The organism is Brevibacillus fortis (genome assembly GCF_046196545.1).
GTDB lineage: Bacteria > Bacillota > Bacilli > Brevibacillales > Brevibacillaceae > Brevibacillus > Brevibacillus fortis_A.
Genome location: NZ_CP176370.1, coordinates 5,949,666 through 5,968,156, shown reverse-complemented (window position 1 = coordinate 5,968,156; position 18,491 = coordinate 5,949,666). Strand labels below are relative to the sequence as shown.

General features: G+C 40.0%; 19 protein-coding genes. 18 read left to right on the top strand and 1 reads right to left on the bottom strand.

Annotated elements, in window-relative coordinates; genetic code table 11:
- The first annotated feature begins 13 nt into the window (after positions 1–13).
- The 9 genes from ACKKE8_RS29020 (at position 14) to ACKKE8_RS28980 (ending at position 7,358) form a co-directional block, all read left to right on the top strand.
- The gene (locus ACKKE8_RS29020) at positions 14–505 is read left to right on the top strand and encodes a flagellar protein FlgN (protein ID WP_409176047.1); all 492 of its coding nucleotides are present in this window, start codon (positions 14–16) and stop codon (positions 503–505) included.
- Positions 506–517: 12 nt separating this feature from the next.
- Positions 518–2,005 (top strand): flagellar hook-associated protein FlgK, encoded by a 1,488-nt coding sequence (flgK, locus tag ACKKE8_RS29015; RefSeq protein WP_409176046.1) that lies wholly within the window; start codon positions 518–520, stop codon positions 2,003–2,005.
- Between the two features lie 17 nt (positions 2,006–2,022).
- On the top strand, positions 2,023–2,925 hold the full coding sequence (gene flgL / locus ACKKE8_RS29010) for a flagellar hook-associated protein FlgL (RefSeq protein ID WP_069850879.1): 903 nt from the start codon (positions 2,023–2,025) through the stop codon (positions 2,923–2,925).
- A 19-nt stretch (positions 2,926–2,944) separates the two neighbouring features.
- Positions 2,945–3,523, top strand: a complete 579-nt coding sequence (locus ACKKE8_RS29005; protein ID WP_409176045.1) for a DUF6470 family protein — start codon at positions 2,945–2,947, stop codon at positions 3,521–3,523.
- Positions 3,524–3,536: 13 nt separating this feature from the next.
- Positions 3,537–3,953: a flagellar assembly protein FliW gene (gene fliW, locus ACKKE8_RS29000; RefSeq protein ID WP_409176044.1), complete on the top strand. Its 417-nt coding sequence runs from the start codon at positions 3,537–3,539 to the stop codon at positions 3,951–3,953.
- Positions 3,954–3,964: 11 nt separating this feature from the next.
- Positions 3,965–4,216: a carbon storage regulator CsrA gene (gene csrA / locus ACKKE8_RS28995; protein ID WP_409176043.1), complete on the top strand. Its 252-nt coding sequence runs from the start codon at positions 3,965–3,967 to the stop codon at positions 4,214–4,216.
- A 164-nt stretch (positions 4,217–4,380) separates the two neighbouring features.
- Complete coding sequence (locus tag ACKKE8_RS28990) at positions 4,381–5,202, top strand: flagellin (protein WP_327934867.1); 822 nt, start codon at positions 4,381–4,383, stop codon at positions 5,200–5,202.
- A gap of 256 nt (positions 5,203–5,458) precedes the next feature.
- The gene (locus tag ACKKE8_RS28985) at positions 5,459–6,280 is read left to right on the top strand and encodes a flagellin (RefSeq protein WP_327934868.1); all 822 of its coding nucleotides are present in this window, start codon (positions 5,459–5,461) and stop codon (positions 6,278–6,280) included.
- Positions 6,281–6,536: 256 nt separating this feature from the next.
- The gene (locus tag ACKKE8_RS28980) at positions 6,537–7,358 is read left to right on the top strand and encodes a flagellin (RefSeq protein ID WP_409176042.1); all 822 of its coding nucleotides are present in this window, start codon (positions 6,537–6,539) and stop codon (positions 7,356–7,358) included.
- A 150-nt stretch (positions 7,359–7,508) separates the two neighbouring features.
- Here ACKKE8_RS28980 and ACKKE8_RS28975 read toward each other — a convergent pair whose 3' ends face one another.
- Positions 7,509–8,978 (bottom strand): hypothetical protein, encoded by a 1,470-nt coding sequence (locus ACKKE8_RS28975; protein WP_409176041.1) that lies wholly within the window; start codon positions 8,976–8,978, stop codon positions 7,509–7,511.
- Positions 8,979–9,093: 115 nt separating this feature from the next.
- Here ACKKE8_RS28975 and ACKKE8_RS28970 point away from each other — a divergent pair, with 115 nt between their 5' ends.
- From ACKKE8_RS28970 to ACKKE8_RS28930, 9 genes are all read left to right on the top strand, one after another.
- A complete protein-coding gene (locus ACKKE8_RS28970) occupies positions 9,094–9,642 on the top strand; it encodes a serine O-acetyltransferase (RefSeq protein WP_409176040.1) in 549 nt (182 codons plus the stop codon).
- Between the two features lie 164 nt (positions 9,643–9,806).
- On the top strand, positions 9,807–10,412 hold the full coding sequence (locus ACKKE8_RS28965; protein ID WP_409176039.1) for a hypothetical protein: 606 nt from the start codon (positions 9,807–9,809) through the stop codon (positions 10,410–10,412).
- On the top strand, positions 10,399–12,264 hold the full coding sequence (locus ACKKE8_RS28960) for a motility associated factor glycosyltransferase family protein (RefSeq protein WP_409176038.1): 1,866 nt from the start codon (positions 10,399–10,401) through the stop codon (positions 12,262–12,264). Before ACKKE8_RS28965 ends, ACKKE8_RS28960 begins: the two co-directional genes overlap by 14 nt.
- A 15-nt stretch (positions 12,265–12,279) precedes the next feature.
- The gene (locus ACKKE8_RS28955; protein WP_409176037.1) at positions 12,280–13,290 is read left to right on the top strand and encodes an NAD-dependent 4,6-dehydratase LegB; all 1,011 of its coding nucleotides are present in this window, start codon (positions 12,280–12,282) and stop codon (positions 13,288–13,290) included.
- Positions 13,287–14,468, top strand: coding sequence for a LegC family aminotransferase (locus ACKKE8_RS28950; protein ID WP_271755614.1), 1,182 nt, complete (start codon positions 13,287–13,289; stop codon positions 14,466–14,468). The genes ACKKE8_RS28955 and ACKKE8_RS28950 overlap by 4 nt, the downstream gene beginning before the upstream one ends.
- The gene (neuC, locus tag ACKKE8_RS28945; RefSeq protein WP_409176036.1) at positions 14,461–15,633 is read left to right on the top strand and encodes a UDP-N-acetylglucosamine 2-epimerase; all 1,173 of its coding nucleotides are present in this window, start codon (positions 14,461–14,463) and stop codon (positions 15,631–15,633) included. The genes ACKKE8_RS28950 and neuC overlap by 8 nt, the downstream gene beginning before the upstream one ends.
- Before the next feature lie 87 nt (positions 15,634–15,720).
- On the top strand, positions 15,721–16,812 hold the full coding sequence (gene neuB, locus ACKKE8_RS28940; protein WP_409176035.1) for an N-acetylneuraminate synthase: 1,092 nt from the start codon (positions 15,721–15,723) through the stop codon (positions 16,810–16,812).
- Positions 16,796–17,794, top strand: coding sequence for a hypothetical protein (locus ACKKE8_RS28935; RefSeq protein WP_409176034.1), 999 nt, complete (start codon positions 16,796–16,798; stop codon positions 17,792–17,794). The genes neuB and ACKKE8_RS28935 overlap by 17 nt, the downstream gene beginning before the upstream one ends.
- 14 nt (positions 17,795–17,808) lie before the next feature.
- The gene (locus ACKKE8_RS28930) at positions 17,809–18,471 is read left to right on the top strand and encodes a class I SAM-dependent methyltransferase (RefSeq protein ID WP_409176033.1); all 663 of its coding nucleotides are present in this window, start codon (positions 17,809–17,811) and stop codon (positions 18,469–18,471) included.
- Positions 18,472–18,491 lie beyond the last annotated feature (20 nt).

The window sequence follows — 18,491 nt, the reverse complement described above, 5'->3', positions numbered from 1 at the left end:
GGAGAAGCAAGGAATGGACAGACTCTACGATCTGCTCGACAACTTGATCCAGTTGCACAAAGCCTTGTACACCCTAGCCTCGCACAAGAAAGAAGTGCTGGTAAAAGGGAGTGTGGATGAACTGGTAGCCATTACACGCCAGGAGCAAAAACTGATCAAGGGCGTCACAGAAGCTGAAGCAGCCCGCCAGCAAGTCGTAAAAGAACTGACAGCACAGAAGGGCTTTGCGCTGCAAGAAGGCACACTGGCTGAATTGATCAAGTTGACGACCAGTGCGGAAGAGAAGATGCGACTCACTTCCTGTCGTAATGAGCTAAGCCGGATTGTGACCGAACTGCGCGATGCTAACGACCTGAATCAGCAGTTACTGGGGCAATCCCTTTCTTTTGTAAACATGACGCTCGACCTGATCACGGATACGCCCGAGGACGACTTCATCTACGGAAGGCCGACCTCGGATACGTATCGTCAGGCTAATCGAACTTTTTTCAATAAAAAAGCGTAAAGAGGTGTCGAAATGCGCTCTACTTTTCATGGAATTGAAGTCAGTAAACGCGGCTTGTTCGCTCAACAGTCCGCGCTAAATACAACGGGACATAATATCTCCAATGCGAATACAGAAGGTTACAGTCGCCAGCGCGTGAATATGCAGGCTACGACTGGTTTGCCTTATGTGGGGATGCAGGCGAGTATCGAGCCGGGGTTGCTCGGAACAGGGGTTCAAGCTACCAGTATTCAGCGGCTGCGGGAAGAGTTTTTGGATATTCAGTATCGGAATGAGCACAAACGCCAAGGCTACTGGGATGGCCGTTTGGAAACGTTGGAGAAATTGGAAGGCATCATGAATGAACCTTCCGATACTGGCTTGCAAAAGGTTATGGACCAGATGTGGCAAGCATGGCAGGACCTTGCCAAGGACCCGACAGATACGTCTGCTCGTGCGGTTGTTCGAGAACGAAGCAAGGCAGTAGCGGATACGTTTAACACGCTGACTAATCATATCAAGGAAGTACAAACTGATCTCAACAACGTGGTCAATGTAAAAGCGATGGAGATAAACTCCCTGGGCCAACAGATTGCCAGCTTGAACAATCAGATTGCAAACGTGGTACCGCATGGCTATCAGCCAAATGATCTCTATGACCAACGTGACGTGCTTTTGGACAAGCTCTCCAAGTTGGTGGAGATTCGTGCGACGCAATCGACAGCGGGAATGGTCAATGTTACGATTGAAGGTCGAGATTTTGTTACAGGGATTACTTCTCAACCAGTAGCTACTGTACAAAACCCAGCTACTGGCCTAAGTGATATGACATTAGGTGGAGCTGCATTTGTGCCGACAACCGGCTACATGGCGGGAACACTCCAATCTCGTGATCAGATTGTGCCGAACATGTTGAAACGCTTGGATGTTCTGGCGGTGAATCTGACGAAGGAAATCAACGATCTGCACCGGGCAGGACGAAGTTTGAGTGATATTAACAATGGCACAGTACAGGATCTGCCATTCTTCGTAGATGCGAACTCACTGGCAACTAATCCAGCATCCAAAAATTATCCAACGAGTGCATCTGGGATTGTAGTTAATCCAGAAATTATGAAGAGCTTGGATGCAATCGCAGCAGCGCAAGAAGAAGCAGGTAGCACGCCTGTTGGAAATAATAAGAGCGCACTTGCGATTGCTTCGATTAAATTTAAGGTATTAGCTGCAGGTTCTGGGCCTAATGATTTGGCAGAAAGCTCTACACTGGATAACTACTATCGCTACACGATCAGCCAATTGGGTGTTGACGCACAGGAAGCCGAGCGTAACCAGTTGAACTCTGAGATGCTCGTAGGTACGGTAGATAGCCAGCGTCAATCTGTATCTGGCGTATCGATCGATGACGAAATGGCGGAAATGGTGAAATACCAGCATGCATACAGTGCTTCTGCTCGTGTCATGACGAGCATGGACGAGATCTTAGACAAAGTCATCAACGGCATGGGCCGAGTGGGCCTCTAATTAGGAGGGAATAGAGTATGGCAGTACGTGTGACGCAGAATATGTTGAATAGTAATATGCTGCGGAATTTGAATAAATCGATGCGGAATATGGATAGTTTGCAGGAGCAATTGTCATCTGGGAAGAAGATTGCAAAACCTTCTGATGATCCTGTTGTGGCAGCGCGTGGTATGTTTTATCGATCTTCATTGATGGAGAATGATCAGTATAAACGGAATGTGGATGAAGCAAAGTCTTGGTTAGATATGACGGATAGTACGATGGATGAAGTTGGTAATGTTATTAAAAGAATCAAGGAGATCCTAGTTTATTCTGGGGACGGAGCTATCTCGCCGGACGATTTGAAAACCATGGGTTCCGAGGTGCAGGAGCTCAAAAATCATCTAGGAACACTTGCTAATCAGCAGATTAACGGGAAGTATATATTTGCTGGTACAGATACTAATAAAGCTCCATTTGACCCTACAGCTAATGCGGGGAAAGGCGATTTCGTAAGTACAAACAGCTCCCTTATCAACTTAGAAGTGAGCCAAAATGTTTTTGTGACATCCAATATTAATGCACAAAAGATTTTTAACTTCCCTGATAACGCAAACAATATGTTTAAAGTGCTTGATAATGTTATTACTGAATTGAGTAATGGGAGAGGTGCGTCTCAATTCATAACAGGTATGGACCAGCAGTATGATAAATTACTGGCAGAGAGAGCCTCATTGGGAGCTAGTGTTAACCGGGTAGAACTTATCGCAGATCGATTAAAAACTCAAGATGTTAGTATTACAGAATTAATGTCAAAAAATGAAGATGCAGATATGGCAGGAGTTATGACGGATCTCAAAATGCAAGAAAGTGTACACTCAGCTGCACTTGGATCAGGTGCACGGATTATTCAGCCAACTCTGCTTGATTTTCTGCGATAGGTAATTAGGGGGTAGTGTGATGCAAATTCCTCAACTAAGGATGGAAAGCACATTTGCTCAATTAGGTTTAAACATAAATAAACCTGTACAATCGATCAAACAGCCCCAAGCGGAAATGAACCTAAGTCAGACACCCGCTGAACTTACAATTGTGCAAGGTAAGACAAAATTACAGATCGATTCTAGTCAAGCTAGAGCAAACATTGGGATTATGACATCTATGCAATTTAGTGATACGAATGCTGCTTATGGGCGTGAGAAATGGCTACAGTCGATCTCCGAGAAAAGCCAAGAAGGCGACCGATTGATGAGAATATATACTAAAGAAAATGCTATTGCTCAAATAGGTAGGGAAAAAGGATTGAGAGTATTGGAGGGAGGCTACCGACCACCGTCAACATCTAACGATGAGGGTGTAGATGTTAGCTTCCAAGCTGTCTCAGCTACTATTAATGTGAAGCGAAATGGAATGAGTATTAATCCAGTAACTAGACCTCCAGAGCTTTCCTATACACCAGGTAAAATAGAACCATATATGATACAATATAATAGTTTGAAGATTAGTGTGGTTGGCAGCCAGCTAGATAAAATGATGTAAGTGAGGGGATAACATGAACGAAAACCAACAAGTCGAATTGGGTAAGCTGTTTTTTGAGGATGGTATCCCTGGTTTTTCCCATTTGCAGTTTTTTCAGTTGGTACAGGAAGAGGAAAGCCCCTTTTTTTTGATTCAATCGACAGAAGAAAAAGATGTTGGTTTTTGGGTAATAAATCCGTTTTCATTCTTCCGCACCTATGAATTTTTACTTTCATCCGTAATAAAAGAGGCATTGCGCATCGATGAACAGACTCCGATAGCTATTTTTTCGATTATAACCGTACGGAGTGATAATCAAGTCACTGCAAATCTAAAAGCTCCAATTGTTGTAAATTTAACTAATCGTATGGGGAAACAAATCGTTTTACAGGAAGAATCGTATTCCATTCGGCAGCCGTTGTTTGAGAAACAAACAGCGGATTATGAATAGGTGGTGTTCACATGTTGGTCCTTTCTCGAAAGAAAAATGAATCAATTATGATAGGTGACACCATTGAAATAAAAATTATTTCTGTGGATGGAGATCAGGTGCGAATTGGAATTGAAGCGCCTAGGAATCTAGACGTGTATCGAAAGGAAATATTTGATGCGATCCAAGAAGAAAATCGCCTTGCTATAAAGAGTCAAATACAGATGCCAGGAGCAGTAAAACAGCTAATGAAAGAGCATAAAGTAAAAAAAGATGATAATTAGATCATCTTTTTTTGTTATGAAAATAAAAAACTGCTAAATAATCCAAACTTACTATCCGATAATTGAAAGGTAGGAATTAAGTCACAAGCACGTGCCTGTAATTCTATCTAATATTAATAGCAGTCACATGGACGTGATTGTCGACAACTCAAGGAGGAAAGAACATGATTATCAACCACAATATTTCTGCAATGAACACACATCGTCAATTGGGTGTAAACACAGGTAGCTTGGCAAAAAACGTGGAAAAACTGTCTTCCGGTTACCGCATCAACCGTGCTGCTGACGATGCTGCAGGTCTCTCTATCTCCGAGCGTATGCGTGCACAAATCCGTGGTATGGAACAAGCTTCCCGTAACTCTCAAGATGGTGTCTCCCTGATCCAAACAGCAGAAGGTGCACTGCAAACCGTTAACAACATGCTTGTTCGTATTAAAGAGCTGGCTACGCAATCTGCGAACGGAACGTATGATGACACGAACGACCGTGCTCGTCTGCAAGAGGAGTTGGCTGAACTCTCAAAAGAAATCACCAACATTAAAGATAAAACGAAGTTCAACGGTATTAATCTGTTGGCAAACACTGGCGATGAAATTAAAATTCAAATCGGTCAAGAGGCAGGACAAACGCTCTCACTCAATACGGCAAACTTCTCCATCGGTCAAGTTGCTACAGCTGTAGGCAATTGGACTTTGGGTACAGCAACAGGTGCATCTACTGTGCTGGGAAGTATCGACGATGTAATCAACCTGGTGAGCAAAGCGCGTTCTTACCTGGGTGCGAACCAAAACCGTTTGGAAAATACCATTAACAACCTGAATATTACTACGGAGAACCTGACAGCTGCAGAATCCCGTATCCGCGATGTGGATATGGCAAAAGAGCAAATGGCGTTCACGAAGAACAATATTCTTACACAGGCGTCTCAAGCAATGTTGGCTCAAGCGAACCAACTGCCACAAGGCGTACTGCAACTGCTTCGCTAATTTAATTCTGCTTCTAAATTGGAAGCAGCAGGATTCAATACATTGGCTGTCGAGAAATCTCGGCAGCTATTGTGTTTTTAGGCCAAAATTTTAGGTTAGGAAAGAAAAGAGAGAACAAAACTATTTAAATACTTCGCTGAAAAGCCGATATTAAAATTGTAGGGATGATTTGCAAGCGCGCGATTGCGAAAAGTCCCAGAAATTTATTATCTCAGTTGCAAGGACGTAACTGATTGAATATCAAGGAGGAAAAAACATGATTATCAACCACAATATTTCTGCAATGAACACACACCGCCAATTGGGTGTAAACACAGGTAGCTTGGCAAAAAACGTGGAAAAACTGTCTTCCGGTTACCGCATCAACCGTGCTGCTGACGATGCTGCAGGTCTCTCCATCTCCGAGCGTATGCGTGCACAAATCCGTGGTATGGAACAAGCTTCCCGTAACTCCCAAGATGGTATCTCTCTGATCCAGACAGCAGAAGGTGCGCTGCAAACCGTTAACAACATGCTTGTTCGTATTAAAGAGCTGGCTACGCAATCTGCGAACGGAACGTATGATGACACGAATGACCGTGCTCGTCTGCAAGAGGAATTGGATGAGCTCTCAAAAGAAATCACCAACATTAAAGATAAAACGAAGTTCAACGGTATTAATCTGTTGGCAAACACTGGCGATGAAATTAAAATTCAAATCGGTCAAGAGGCAGGACAAACCCTCTCACTCAATACGGCAAACTTCTCCATCGGCCAAGTTGCTACAGCTGTAGATGCATGGGATGTGAGTGCAACAACAGGTGCGTCTACTGTGTTGGGAAGCATCGATGATGTAATCAACCTGGTGAGCAAAGCGCGTTCTTACCTGGGTGCGAACCAAAACCGTTTGGAAAACACGATTAACAACCTGAATATTACTACGGAGAACCTGACAGCTGCAGAATCCCGTATCCGCGATGTGGATATGGCAAAAGAGCAAATGGCGTTCACGAAGAACAATATTCTTACACAGGCGTCTCAAGCAATGTTGGCTCAAGCGAACCAACTGCCACAAGGCGTACTGCAACTGCTTCGCTAATTTAATTCTGCTTCTAAATTGGAAGCAGCAGGATTCAATACATTGGCTGTCGAGAAATCTCGGCAGCTATTGTGTTTTTAGGCCAAAATTTTAGGTTAGGAAAGAAAAGAGAGAACAAAACTATTTAAATACTTCGCTGAAAAGCCGATATTAAAATTGTAGGGATGATTTGCAAGCGCGCGATTGCGAAAAGTCCCAGAAATTTATTATCTCAGTTGCAAGGACGTAACTGATTGAATATCAAGGAGGAAAAAACATGATTATCAACCACAATATTTCTGCAATGAACACACACCGCCAATTGGGTGTAAACACAGGTAGCTTGGCAAAAAACGTGGAAAAACTGTCTTCCGGTTACCGCATCAACCGTGCTGCTGACGATGCTGCAGGTCTCTCTATCTCCGAGCGTATGCGTGCACAAATCCGTGGTATGGAACAAGCTTCCCGTAACTCCCAAGATGGTATCTCCCTGATCCAAACAGCAGAAGGTGCACTGCAAACTGTTAACAACATGCTTGTTCGTATTAAAGAACTGGCTACGCAATCTGCGAACGGGACGTATGATGACACGAATGACCGTGCTCGTCTGCAAGAGGAATTGGATGAGCTCTCAAAAGAAATCACCAACATTAAAGATAAGACGAAGTTCAACGGTATTAATCTGTTGGCAAACACTGGAAATGAAATTAAAATTCAAATCGGTCAAGAGGCAGGACAAACCCTCTCACTCAATACGGCAAACTTCTCCATCGGCCAAGTTGCTACAGCTGTAGATGCATGGGATGTGAGTGCAACAACAGGTGCGTCTACTGTACTGGGAAGCATCGATGATGTAATCAACCTGGTGAGCAAAGCGCGTTCTTACCTGGGTGCGAACCAAAACCGTTTGGAAAACACGATTAACAACCTGAATATTACTACGGAGAACCTGACAGCTGCAGAATCCCGTATCCGCGATGTGGATATGGCAAAAGAGCAAATGGCGTTCACGAAGAACAATATTCTTACACAGGCGTCTCAAGCAATGTTGGCTCAAGCGAACCAACTGCCACAAGGCGTACTGCAACTGCTCCGTTAAGAACTGTTGCAGTTTCATTGATAGACTTCGATTACTCGAAGTCTATCTTTATTTTCTACTAGAGTAGAAGTGTTAGGATTTTTAAAAGGTAAAAATGAAAGGCTGCCGATTGTTATCGGCAGCCCATTACTTGAGGTTTATTTGATTCTTTTAGAAACCATGCTCTAACGTATAAGAGCCATTAAGGTTACTAATCATTGTAAAGCAGTATAACCCCCCGTATTCACTATATACTGTGAAATAACCATAAGTATTATTCAAAAATTCCTGTGCATTAGGGAATAACGTTTTTATATTCATTCCTTTACTAAAATCCTCTGAATGCTCCTCATAGAGTATAGTGGTTTCAATGAATGTATTCTTGTCACTAGAGTACAAACGAATGTTTAATGGAGTGCTCTCTGTAGACTTATATATTTGGGGATTATCTACAATAATCAGTTTTGAATGGTGAGAGAAGTTACTTACGCACAAGCACCACCATAGCTTTTTGGGAGGTCTCAGGCAAGTCATAACTCCTAGGCTGCATTCGGCTGGGAGTAATCCTGTGTCATTTTCACAAACTAAACCGGTAACGAGACGTGTCGGCAGTACCCCGTCTTTTTTCTTGAAAGTTAACGATTGCTCGCCTTTGATTGGTAGTAGAACTTGTTCACCTGTTTGAAAATTTTTTTGACTATTTAGGTAAGAAACTTCATATGAACCCGGATCAGAATCTGGATAAATGATAACGTATTTATCATCGACGTCACAATCAGGCACATTCATGTAGGCGTGAATATCATCCATATCAACTTTATCAGTGCCATGATTTGAGTAATTAAAGTTTGAATGAGTAATCTGATAATCTAATCCATCTAATGACTCATTCCCCACTAAAAGCCTTGTAAAAGCATCTGAAACAGCAAAGGAAATATTGGCGTTCGCTACTTGACCATCTAACCAGTGAGACAAATCTGGAAAATAATCAGACGGATAGAGTTTTACAGTGTTATAAGGTGAAAGACTAGGCAGCTCAATAAGAGTTTGGCGAATCTCATTGTTAGGTCCTGTTATGCGAAGAGTAATCATTTGATTATCTTTTGCTTTGCCCCCATTATGGAAAACGCAGAATGAGCGAACGGTAGTCGTATCGCGAAGGGTCCAGCAAGACTCTTCTCCTTTCGTTATGGTCTGACCCTCTTCTATTTCATACGGAGAATAGGTTCGTGAATAGCTATGAACCATAGAAATACTCTGCTTTGTTTCATAAATGGCCATGATAGCAGCGTAGGGGATGAATAAGTTTTTTGTACTAAAGACTTCAATTTCAATACTTCCCTCAAAAAATGAGTGGGGCTGTAAGTCGGGAGAGTAATTAATTACCTCGCCATTTTCAAAGGATAGCTCTTCTCTTTTTATTAAAGTACCAGCCATATCACGAGTTGAAGCCACAATAGCAACTTCAATTCCTCTTTTTAACTTCCAATAGTTCATGAATGAGAGGGTTGTTGAAATATCAGGAGCGGACTTATAGTAAAATATTGCAGATGATCGGAGTACCAGACCAAATTTTTTGTTAAAATTATCACGTTGGGAAATGGTTATTTTATCGTTTTTTTCAAGTATATCTTGCTTCATGTTGTACCTCTCCTTTAACGGAATTGTTCCAGTAAGTAGCTACTACTATTACTTTCGGCTTAAATTGAGTTCCATTGCATAATGAAATTATTATTTCATTTTATGGGGGAAGATGATGTTAAATCTACTGACGGTTATACGAAACAATTTTACTATTGCCCCTCAAATAGTGAATGCTAAAAAGGTAATAGAGTTATTAGAGTATGACTTAAATATGACTCCCGAAGAATTGGCTGTACATATTTATATTATTCAAAGGAAAATCATTGATTACTTTGGTGAATCAAACTCCAAAGAACTATTACAAGTGCTTAGCTATATACAGCGAATGTATACTCAAGTGGAAATTTATTACTCTGCCGAAATAGGAAATAATTTAAGGATTATTCATGGGTTGGGTACAGTTATTGGAGCACGTGTTGAAATTAGGGATAATGTGACTATCTATCAAAATGTTACTTTAGGGGATAAAGGTGATGGAAGTAGAAGACGGCCTAGAATTGAGGACAACGTAACAATTTTTGCAGGTAGTAAAGTTTTAGGCGGTATTACTATAGGAGCGAATTCCATTATTGGAGCCAACTCGGTAGTTTTAGACTCATTCCCAGAAAACTCGATTATTGCGGGCAGTCCAGCTCGTTTGATCAGTACTACGCGAAGCTAATATAAGCTTATTATAAAAAGCAACCGTGTTCTTTAGTAAGGAACACGGTTGTAATCTTATCGAGATTACATAAATTACTAATGGAAAGTCAAAAATTGCTTTTAACTTTTCAGTTGAATTTCGCCGATAAAATAAACAGAGTGTGATTATGGGAGGCGTACAATATGCGATTGTCTATTTTAGACGAGGAATATATTTTTGAAAATACAAGTTCAGCCATGATGCAACTTCTACAAGTTATTAGCGCTAAAATAAAAGACAATGACCTTCTCGTAAGTCATCTTACAGTTAATGGTGTAGAAGTGTTTTCGGATTTCGAGAGTTACTTAAATGAAAATTTATCGGATGTCGAAACAGTAGTTGTCTATACAACGAACTCAAGTAAACTAGTTAACGAAATAATGCTATCTACTGAAGAATACGTGAATAGAGCAATTCCACAAGTAAAAAGTCTGTCTGAACAATTTTATCAGGGAGCGACAACTGATACATGGTTGGCATTTGGCGAAATGTTAGAGGGATTGCAATGGTTCCAGCAGACCTCTCTGTTTATTCAAAATCAAGCGTTGCAGCCAGAATTATTAAATTTTGCAGCAGAAGCCTTAGATTTTACAGATGAGTTAAGAAGTCTTGAGGAAGCTGTAGAACAGCAGGATGTTGTTCTAATAGGCGACATCATTCTCTATGAAATACTGCCGAAATTCGAGGGAATATCCGCTAACATTGGCGAAATAAACAGTAATGAGGTATTAGATAATGTTGTTAATTGATAATATTACTTTCCTAAGAAAATTTTGCCCGACTACTTGGCAGTATATAAAAGATAGGGAAGAACACATCCGGCATGAGAATATCCGTGTTGAAACAACAAAAAATGAAAAACTTACGATTGTAGTAAAGACTGAGACGGGATGGAACTACCTTCACAGTAAATACAATCCGGACGTAGAAGCCGAAAAAATTCTGAGCCAGAACGAAAGTTATGCAGGAAAACATGTTTTCTTCTATGGGATTGGATTGGGATATCACGTTGAAGAATTTATTCGCAGAAATCCTGAAGTATCTTTTAGTATTTATGAACCGAACCTCGAGGTTTTTTATGGACTTTTGTCACACAAGAAAATATCGGATATAGCCAATAAACATACAAAGAATATATTTGTAGGAGAAGATATATCAAGTCTCTCTCAACACCTTCAAAACTTTATTAACTCTGTAAACGAAGAAGTTATTTTTGTGATTCTTCCTAGTTACGAGCGAATTTTTAAAGAACAAACGATACAGTTTATCGAAGAATTTCGTGATAAAGTTTTCAATAAGCGTGCAGGAATAGCAGCAAATATGTTTTATGAAAAATGGATTCCAATTAATAGCATAATCAATCTGCCTACAACATTTAAAACACCGAATATACTGCATGAATTGCCACAAGATTTTAAGGGAAAACCAGCCATACTAGTTGCAGCTGGTCCATCCCTTGATTATGAGTATGAAAACCTACGTTACATTAAGGACAACGGATTAGCTTATATTTTTTCGGTGGGTTCTTCTATTAATTCGTTAATAGAAAATAATATTTTGCCTGATGCTGCTTGTACTTACGATGGAAGCCGCGAAAATCACCTTGTTTTTAAAAAGGTAGTGGAACTTGGGATAACTAATGTACCTTTAATCTATGGAAGTATTGTCGGATATGAGACAATTCGTAAATATCCTGGGCCACTTTTAAATTTCTTAGTCGCGAGAGATGTTCTTGCTCCACTACTATTGAAAAGAGAAGACGGCAAAAAATTAGATTACGTTGATAACTCAAAGTCGATCGCAATCATAACTTTACAGTTATTATATAAATTGGGTTTCGATATGGTTGTGTTAGTAGGGCAAAATCTTGCATATTCAAAAGACCGTTGGTACTCAAAGGGAATTGAATATTACGGGGAAATAAGTGAACTGCAAAAGAAAGATGCAATAGTTGTCAAAGACGTAGAAGACAACGATATATATACGAACAGAGGATTTGAGGTATTTAGAAAGGAAATGGAGTTTTATGTTAACCAATACCATGATTTAGAGGTAATTAACACGACAAAAGGCGGAGCCAAAATCGCGGGTACAAGCTACCTATCTTTAGAACATGTAATTGCTGAACGTTTAACGAAGAAGCAGATTGTAAATCAAAACTGGATAACAAAGAAGGAAACTAGCTATGATCGTGGTTTCTTTGAAAAGCAATTTGAGTCGATTTTGGAGCAGCAATTGAAGCTAGAAAACATGTACGATTCATTTGAGAATATTTTGGAAGAAATGAGACAAGCATCAAGCTCAAAAAATTTAAAAAGACTTGGGAGATTATTTACAGAATTTGACCGATTATTTGATAAGCTACAAGATAATAAAGTGTACTTGCTACTTATTCAGTCGATGAACACAAATCACTTTGAGACTATCCTGAAAATGTTTCAAGAGCTTCGGTTTACGAGGGACCAAATTGCGAAAGCAGAAAGAGTTATTAGTGAATTTAGTACTTATCTTTCTTCTTGCCGGGCTGATTTAGAAAGCGTGAAAAAGCTACTTGAGTCTACTTCTGAAAATATGACTGAACATATGCAGAGAGTTGAATAGTTTGGGGAGAAAACAATGACCACAAGGGGAAAAAAGATACTGGTTACAGGTGCAGATGGATTCATAGGATCTCACTTAACTGAACGGTTGGTTCGCTTAGGATATGATGTGAAAGCATTCGTTAATTATAACTCCTTCAATTCTTGGGGATGGCTTGACCATTCACCAAATGAAATAGCAAGTGAATTAGATGTTTTCGCTGGCGATATTCGTGATCCACACGGAATAAAGCAGGCAATGAAAGATTGCGATACAGTGTATCACTTAGCTGCATTGATCGCCATTCCGTATTCATATCACTCTCCAGATACTTATGTCGATACAAATGTGAAAGGAACCCTTAACATTTTGCAGGCAGCAAAGGAATTAGGGGTTTCAAAAGTTGTTCATACTTCTACGAGTGAAGTTTATGGAACGGCGCAGTTCGTACCAATTACAGAAGAACACCCACTTCAAGGGCAATCGCCGTATTCAGCGAGCAAAATTGGTGCAGATCAGATGGCAATCGCGTACTATAGCTCGTTTGGATTGCCTGTGTCAATAATAAGGCCCTTTAATACATACGGTCCTAGACAGTCGGCACGAGCGGTAATCCCTACAATCATCACACAAATCGCGAACGGACAACAATCTATTCGATTAGGCTCTCTTCATCCAACTCGTGATTTTAATTATGTGGAAGACACAGTTCGAGGTTTCTTGGCTGTAGCTCAATCAGATAAATCAATTGGAGAAGTTATTAATATTGGAAGTAACTATGAAGTATCGATCGGACAAACTGTAGAGATGATTGCGGAACTAATGGGAAGTAAAATTGAGATATTTTCTGATGATCAACGGATCCGCCCTGTAAAGAGTGAGGTAGAACGACTTTGGGCAGATAATACGAAAGCAAAAGAATTATTAGGATGGGAACCAACATATGCTGGCGTAGATGGCTTGAGGAGAGGTTTGTCTCAAACAATTGAATGGTTCTGCAATCCCGATAATCTAAAACAATACAAAGCAGGTTTATATAATCTATGAAAAATTACGTGGATATCCAAACACTGGTTAATCAACTTAAGAGTGTCGTAGCTATAGACAATGATTTCATTGCCTTGCATGAACCGTCTTTTCAAGGGAATGAATGGACTTATGTGAAGGATTGTCTCGATACAGGATGGGTATCTTCTGTAGGGAAGTATGTAGATCAATTCGAGGATATGCTAAGGGATTACACGGGAGTTAAGCATGCCGTAGCAGTAGTGAATGGAACAGCTGCATTGCATATAAGTCTTATGCTAACCGGCGTAGAACAGGGTGATGAGGTGCTAGTGCCTACCTTAACCTTTATTGCAACTGCCAATGCCGTATCTTATTGTGGTGCAGTTCCTCACTTTGTAGATAGCTCAGAACTAACACTTGGTATGGATCCGATAAAACTCCAGCAATATTTACAGGAAATTGCTGAAGTGCGTGACGGATTCTGCTATAACAAGTTTTCTGGTCAACGGATTAAAGCAGCTATTCCCATGCATACATTTGGTCATCCAGTTGATTTGGATCCCTTGCTTGAAGTTTGCCAACGATACCATATTGATCTGATAGAAGATGCGGCTGAATCGTTAGGGTCATACTATAAAGGCAAACATACGGGAAACTGGGGGAAATTATCGACCCTCAGCTTTAACGGCAATAAAATTGTAACTACCGGTGGCGGTGGAGCAATTTTAACAAATGATGATGAATTAGCGAGATTAGCTAAGCATATAACGACAACTGCGAAAGTCAAACACACGTGGGCTTTTTTGCACGATCAAGTGGGATTTAACTACCGCCTACCGAATATTAATGCGGCTTTAGGTTGTGCACAATTAGAGAGGTTACCTCAGTTTATTCGGAACAAACGGTCGTTAGCGGACATGTATCAAGCAGCTTTATCCAAAATAGATGGGGTAAGACTGTTTATTGAACCTTCATTTGCGGAAAGTAATTACTGGTTACAAACTATTATTCTTGACGATAGATATATGGATGCTCGGGATAATGTTTTAAACTTTACAAATGAGCAGGGGTTTATGACAAGACCAGTGTGGACTTTGATGCATCGGTTAGCAATGTATGAGAATTGTCCTAAAATGGATCTTTCAATTGCTGAACGTTTAGAAAGAAAAATAATTAACGTACCAAGTAGTCCATTTCTTGGGGGAAATCATGAATAGACGTAAAATTTGTGTTGTTACGGGAACGCGTGCCGAATATGGCCTTTTATATTGGCTCATGAAGGAAATTGAAAGTGATGAAAGTTTTGAGCTGCAAATCGCTGTTACAGGAATGCATCTTTCGCCAGAGTTTGGCCTAACGTATAAATTAATTGAACAAGATGGCTTTACTATTCATGAGAAAATAGAAATGTTGTTATCGAGTGACACTCCGGTTGGTATTGCAACATCGCTTGGATTAGGAACCATTGGCTTTGCTTCTGCTTTTGATCGTCTTAAACCAGATATTGTTGTCGTCTTAGGAGACCGATTTGAAACAATGGCAGCTACTCAAGCTGCAATGATTGCAAGAATTCCTATTGCCCATCTATATGGTGGGGAAATTACTGAAGGAGTTATAGATGAGGCTATCCGACATTCTATTACAAAGATGGCTCACTATCATTTTGTTTCAACTGACTCTTATCGCAAAAGAGTGATTCAATTAGGCGAACATCCAGAACGAGTTTTTAATGTAGGTGCAATTGGATTAGATAATATTCGGAAAATGAAACTGCTTACCAAAACAGAATTTGAGAATAGTATTGATTTCACTTTGGGAGAACTAAATTTTCTTGTTACCTATCATCCGGTCACTTTAGACAGGATTGGTCCCGAAGAGACTATGGTTGAATTATTTGCTGCCCTTGATCATTTTCCGAATGCAAAAATAATATTTACAAAACCTAATTCTGATACAGATGGACGAATTATTTCTAAAATGATAGATGAATATGTTTCCGGTAATCAAAGCAGAAGTACCTCCTTTACTTCATTAGGACAACTACGTTATCTAAGTGCAATTCAACATGTGGACCTTGTGATCGGAAATTCATCAAGTGGAATAATTGAAGTCCCATCTTTTAAAAAGGCAACGATCAATTTAGGAAGTCGTCAACGCGGACGTTTTCGGACAGACTCTATCATTGATTGTGAAGAGCAGAGGAGCTCAATAATTAATGCGATTCAGTGGGGGATTTCAAACGATTTTCAACAAAAATTACAAAAATTACGATCCCCTTATGGCGAAGAGTATGTTTCATTAAAAATACTAGAGATTTTAAAAAGCGTAGATTATAAAGATTCTTTAATGAAATCATTCTTTGACCTAAGAGTGGAACACTGAAAGTAGTTCCGATTTTGAATCGTTGGAGCCATTAGAATTCTGTACAGGCGGAAGCTTTCATGATATTAAAGGAGGTTCTGTAGTCTGATGAAAAAAACTTTTATTATTGCTGAGGCTGGGGTGAACCATAACGGCTCTATCGAGATGGCTAAAAGGCTCATTGATGTAGCAGTTGAAGCGGAAGTAGATGCTGTCAAATTTCAGACGTTTAAAGCAAATAAAGTAATAAGTAAATTTGCTGAGAAGGCAGATTATCAAAAGCAAACCACAGGCTCCAATGAATCTCAGCTAGAGATGGTACGCAAGCTAGAACTTGATACTGAGGCACATTACGAGCTTCAAGAGTATTGTAATCAACAAAAAATAAAGTTTTTATCTACACCTTTTGATTTGGATAGCGTTGATTTATTGGTTAACCAAATCAAAGTAGAATTGATAAAAATTCCGTCAGGCGAGATTACAAATGCTCCTTTAATGCTAATGGTTGCTCAATCAGGTCTACCTGTAATTTTATCTACAGGCATGGCTACACTGGCCGAAATTGAACAGGCACTTGGTGTTCTCGCTTTTGGATATACTGCAGTTGATGTAAAGCCTTCAAGAAAAATGTTTCAAAATGCATTTTACAGCAGAGAGGGGCAAGAGCTTCTTCGATCAAAAGTATCTTTGCTGCACTGCACTACTGAATATCCAACCCCATATGAAGATGTGAACCTTCAAGCTATAGACACAATGAAACAAGCATTTGGTCTCAATGTTGGCTTATCCGACCATACGGAAGGAATAGCAGTCTCGATAGCAGCAGTTGCTCGTGGTGCAAAGATAATTGAGAAGCATTTTACATTAGATAAAACCCTACCAGGTCCAGATCACAAAGCCTCTCTGAATCCAAAGGAATTAATAGACATGGTAAGATCGATTCGACAAGTAGAAATGGCTATTGGTTCTCCAATTAAAACCCCCGCCTCATCAGAGCTGAAAAATAAGGATATTGCTAGGAAGAGTCTGGTAGCTTCAAAAAATATAGCAGCTGGTGAGATATTTACTATCGAAAACCTGACTAGCAAGCGTCCAGGTAATGGCATCTCACCGATGTGTTTTTGGGATATGTTAGGGGTAAAGGCTGACAAAGACTACCAAGAAGATGAGGTCATTACTAATTATGCAAGTCGAGTTTGAACAAGCAAAAGCGATCTTTAATAGGATAGAAAGTTCTCTGAAATGCCCTTCACAGGCTCCAGATTATGTTGTGATAGATGCGAAACGTGAAAAAGACTTAGAGCCCACTTTTTTTGTATATGAAGCGAATGGAGAAATATACTATCACTCTTTTCATAAATCTCCAATTCCTGATTCTAATTATTATGATGTTCAGACTCCATATGGCTATGGCGGGCCAATCTCCACCACTGAAGACCCCCTTTTTTTACAGTGTGCATGGAATGCTTACTCGGAGTGGGTCCATGAGAAACAAATAGTCGCCGAATTTGTAAGGTTTCATCCGATTTTGGAGAACTGGCGCTATTATCAAGGTGAAGTGATCTATGATAGGGAAACTGTATGGATAGATTTAACTAATGAAAATCTGTTTAATGAATATCAAACTCGTGCAAAAAGAAAGATTCGAAAAGCTATAAAAAATGAACTAGTAGTACATTGGGTTACTTACGAGGAGTTCTTTACCCATTTCCCTGCGGTTTACAAAGAGGTAATGAATAGCTTACAAGCAGATGATTTTTATTATTTTCCAGAATCCTACTTTGAAGCTTGGAAAACTGTAAAGGATGTCCACTTCGCTCTATGCAAACAAGAGGAAAGAGTAGTTGCCACTGTGTTTTTCTATCACAACAGTAGTATGATGGAATATCATTTATCTGCTGCAACTGACTTGGGTAAAGAGTTGGCTGCAACCCCTTTGATTATCCACGAAGCTGCATTACTCGGGAAACAATTGGGATATAAGCAATTGCATTTGGGTGGAGGGACGAATAATCAGATCGACAATCCACTGTTCTTTTTTAAATCAGGTTTTTCAAATCAACGTGGGAACTATAAAATTGGAAAAATCATTCATCAACCTGAAATATATGACAAGATGAAAGCCGATTGGCTTATAAGAAATGGTGCAGTCTCAAGCCGTATTTTGTTTTACCGATCGTAACGGGGGGAGTCTAAATGTCTTGGGATCCAGTATGGGAAGAGGTTTTTCGTCAACAAGCATGGGGAAAGTATCCAGGGGAAGACCTTATTAGGTTTATCGCCCGTAATTTTTATAACGCTAAATCACGACCGGAAGTAAAAATTCTGGAGGTTGGTTGTGGACCAGGGGCCAATCTTTGGTACATGGCAAGAGAAGGCTTTACGATATATGGAGTGGATGGTTCCAAAACGGCAATAGAACAGGCTAAGATTCGCCTAGACTCTGAATGCCCTGAATGGACAGGAGAGTTAGTAGTTGGCGATATTAATAAACTTCCTTTTCCCGATGAAACATTTGATGCAGTGATTGATAGTGAAGCATTGTCTTGTAATACATTTGAAAACGCAGCACTTATTTACTCGGAAATGGCTCGTGTTACAAAGCAGAATGGGAAGCTTTTCTCTCGTACATTCGCAAAAGGAAGTTGGGGAGACGAGACGGGTGAGAAGGTAGGTTATGATACATATCTAGTAGGAGAAGGACCTTTGCTAGGGAAAGGTTTTGCACGCTTCACCAATTATAATGATATCCCAGAACTTATTAAACACTTTACTATACAAGAAATACAATTGCTGAGTAGAGAATACTTACAAGAAAACAAAATAGTGAAAGAATGGGTTATCGTTGGAGAGAAGTAACGTTTCATTAATTTGATAGA

Coding starts and splice junctions, on each gene's coding strand:
- ACKKE8_RS28955 (WP_409176037.1), top strand. CDS start 12,280: ATGACCACAAGGGGAAAAAAGATACTGGTTACAGGTGCAGATGGATTC.
- ACKKE8_RS28930 (WP_409176033.1), top strand. CDS start 17,809: ATGTCTTGGGATCCAGTATGGGAAGAGGTTTTTCGTCAACAAGCATGG.
- csrA (WP_409176043.1), top strand. CDS start 3,965: ATGTTGGTCCTTTCTCGAAAGAAAAATGAATCAATTATGATAGGTGAC.
- ACKKE8_RS28975 (WP_409176041.1), bottom strand. CDS start 8,978: ATGAAGCAAGATATACTTGAAAAAAACGATAAAATAACCATTTCCCAA.
- ACKKE8_RS28935 (WP_409176034.1), top strand. CDS start 16,796: ATGCAAGTCGAGTTTGAACAAGCAAAAGCGATCTTTAATAGGATAGAA.
- neuB (WP_409176035.1), top strand. CDS start 15,721: ATGAAAAAAACTTTTATTATTGCTGAGGCTGGGGTGAACCATAACGGC.
- ACKKE8_RS28965 (WP_409176039.1), top strand. CDS start 9,807: ATGCGATTGTCTATTTTAGACGAGGAATATATTTTTGAAAATACAAGT.
- ACKKE8_RS29005 (WP_409176045.1), top strand. CDS start 2,945: ATGCAAATTCCTCAACTAAGGATGGAAAGCACATTTGCTCAATTAGGT.
- ACKKE8_RS28990 (WP_327934867.1), top strand. CDS start 4,381: ATGATTATCAACCACAATATTTCTGCAATGAACACACATCGTCAATTG.
- ACKKE8_RS28950 (WP_271755614.1), top strand. CDS start 13,287: ATGAAAAATTACGTGGATATCCAAACACTGGTTAATCAACTTAAGAGT.
- fliW (WP_409176044.1), top strand. CDS start 3,537: ATGAACGAAAACCAACAAGTCGAATTGGGTAAGCTGTTTTTTGAGGAT.
- ACKKE8_RS29020 (WP_409176047.1), top strand. CDS start 14: ATGGACAGACTCTACGATCTGCTCGACAACTTGATCCAGTTGCACAAA.
- flgK (WP_409176046.1), top strand. CDS start 518: ATGCGCTCTACTTTTCATGGAATTGAAGTCAGTAAACGCGGCTTGTTC.
- ACKKE8_RS28980 (WP_409176042.1), top strand. CDS start 6,537: ATGATTATCAACCACAATATTTCTGCAATGAACACACACCGCCAATTG.
- ACKKE8_RS28970 (WP_409176040.1), top strand. CDS start 9,094: ATGTTAAATCTACTGACGGTTATACGAAACAATTTTACTATTGCCCCT.
- ACKKE8_RS28960 (WP_409176038.1), top strand. CDS start 10,399: ATGTTGTTAATTGATAATATTACTTTCCTAAGAAAATTTTGCCCGACT.
- ACKKE8_RS28985 (WP_327934868.1), top strand. CDS start 5,459: ATGATTATCAACCACAATATTTCTGCAATGAACACACACCGCCAATTG.
- flgL (WP_069850879.1), top strand. CDS start 2,023: ATGGCAGTACGTGTGACGCAGAATATGTTGAATAGTAATATGCTGCGG.
- neuC (WP_409176036.1), top strand. CDS start 14,461: ATGAATAGACGTAAAATTTGTGTTGTTACGGGAACGCGTGCCGAATAT.